Here is a 1,833-nt window from a genome sequence, read left to right on the forward strand (position 1 = left end):
CGGTTGACGCTTCTCCCCCGTAAACGGGGGAGATTCCCACTGTGCCACCGCTGTTTCCAGCACGTGCGTAGTGGTTCCTGCTTCATCACCCGCTGCCCGGCTTGCCGGGTCTTACATGGGCTCCACGAGGCGTTTTACGTGTCCGGGCGTCCCTCGGCCACGATGCGCCGTCCTTCACGGCGGATGTTGAGTTCGGCGTTCTCGTCCCGGTCGTGGACGGCTCCACAGGAGCACGTCCACTTCCGGATCTTGAGTCCTTCCAGTCCCTTGGGGCCTTCGATGCTGCCGCAGGCCGAGCACAGCTGGGTGGACGGGAAGAACCGTCCCACCTTGGCGAAGTCGCGCCCGTACCGGTGGCATTTGGCTTCCAAGGTGCGGGCGAACATGCCCAGCGACTGGTCATGCACAGACTTGGCGCGCTTGCCCTTGGCCATGCCCTTCACGTTCAGGTCCTCCAGATACACGGCTTGGCTCTCGCTCGTGATCTGGGTGGTTTCCTGCTCGATGAAGTCGCGGCGCTGGTCCGCGATCCTGGCATGCACCTTGGCAATGGCCAGCTTGGCCTTGCGCCGGTTGTTCGAGCCCTTCACACAGCGCGACAGCTTGCGCTGTGCGCGACGCAGCTTCTTCTCTTGGCGGCGGAAGAACTTCGGAGAGGCGATCTTCCGGCCCCGCAGCACGGCATAGGAGGACAGGCCCAGATCGATGCCGGTTTCGGTCTCGTCCCAGTCCAGTTCGGGCAGCGGCTTGTCTTCGGTCTCCACCACGAAGCTGGCGAAGTACCTGCCGGAGGCATCTTTGACCACCGTCACCGAAGACGGATCGGACGGCAGACTGCGGGACCAGCGCACCTTGACGTCACCGATCTTCGGCAGGCGGAGCTTGCCTTCCTCGGTGACGGAGAAGCGGGCGTTGGTACTGAAGCGGATGGCCTGCCGGCTGGTCTTCTTCTTGAACTTCGGCGGCCCCATCTTCGGCCCCTTACGGGTGCCGCTCTTCGAGGCGAAGAAGTTGGAGTACGCGGCCTCCAGGTCCCGAAGGGACTGCTGGAGCACCACGGCCGAGGCATCGTCCAGCCAGTGCCGGTCTTCGGTCTTCTTTGCCTCGGTGATGAACCGCTTCGACAGCTCCGCAGCACTCGGGCGCTTGGCGCCCTGCTGGTAGGCGTCCTGGCGGGCGCGCAGTGCGTCGTTGAAGACGACACGAGCGCACCCGAACGCCTTCGCCAGCATGGTTCTCTGCGGGGCGCTCGGGTACAGCCGAAACTGATACCTGAGCTTCATGCCGATCACCATAAATACTTGGTTTATAGCTGAGTACGGAGAGATCAGAACTGGCAGACACTGCGCGTTCTTGCTGCACGCCCACTTGGTTTTCGTGACCAAGTACCGGCACAAGGTGTTCACCGACCGGCACCTTCGTCGGATGGAACAGATCATGCGGGACGTCTGCGCCGACTTCGAGGTGGAGCTGAAAGAGTTCAACGGCGAGAACAACCATGTGCACCTGCTCGTGAGCTTCCCGCCGAAGGTGGCCCTGTCGAAGCTGATCAACTCCCTCAAGGGCGTCAGCTCCCGATACATGCGCCGGGAGTTCCCCGAGCTGGAACGGCACTACTGGCGTGCGCAACGGCTGTGGTCCGGCTCCTACTTCGCCGGGTCGGTCGGCGGGGCCCCGTTGTCGGTCGTCCGTCAGTACATCGAGCAGCAGAACCGCCCGGCGTGAGTTGAGGTCCCGGAGGCGGAGCGAACTCCGGCGCTGCGCGCCTCCGGGCCGAGGATGGCCTTCACCACCGGGCTGAAGCCCGGTGCACTGGCCAAGTCACCGGTAGCA

Annotated in this window: 2 protein-coding genes; one reads left to right on the plus strand and one right to left on the minus strand. The window is 63.8% G+C overall.

Annotated elements, in window-relative coordinates:
• Positions 1–134 precede the first annotated feature (134 nt).
• Positions 135–1,295 (minus strand): RNA-guided endonuclease InsQ/TnpB family protein, encoded by a 1,161-nt coding sequence (locus tag AC07A6_RS41315; protein WP_478780533.1) that lies wholly within the window; start codon positions 1,293–1,295, stop codon positions 135–137.
• Between AC07A6_RS41315 and tnpA the strand changes: the two genes are divergently transcribed.
• Positions 1,282–1,725, plus strand: a complete 444-nt coding sequence (tnpA, locus tag AC07A6_RS41320) for an IS200/IS605 family transposase (protein ID WP_478780534.1) — start codon at positions 1,282–1,284, stop codon at positions 1,723–1,725. The genes AC07A6_RS41315 and tnpA overlap by 14 nt on opposite strands.
• Positions 1,726–1,833: the final 108 nt, after the last annotated feature.

Source organism: Streptomyces sp. NPDC044002 (assembly GCF_056434525.1).

Excerpts from the sequence above, each read along its gene's own strand:
- tnpA (WP_478780534.1), top strand. The coding sequence starts at position 1,282 with ATGCCGATCACCATAAATACTTGGTTTATAGCTGAGTACGGAGAGATC.
- AC07A6_RS41315 (WP_478780533.1), bottom strand. The coding sequence starts at position 1,295 with ATGGTGATCGGCATGAAGCTCAGGTATCAGTTTCGGCTGTACCCGAGC.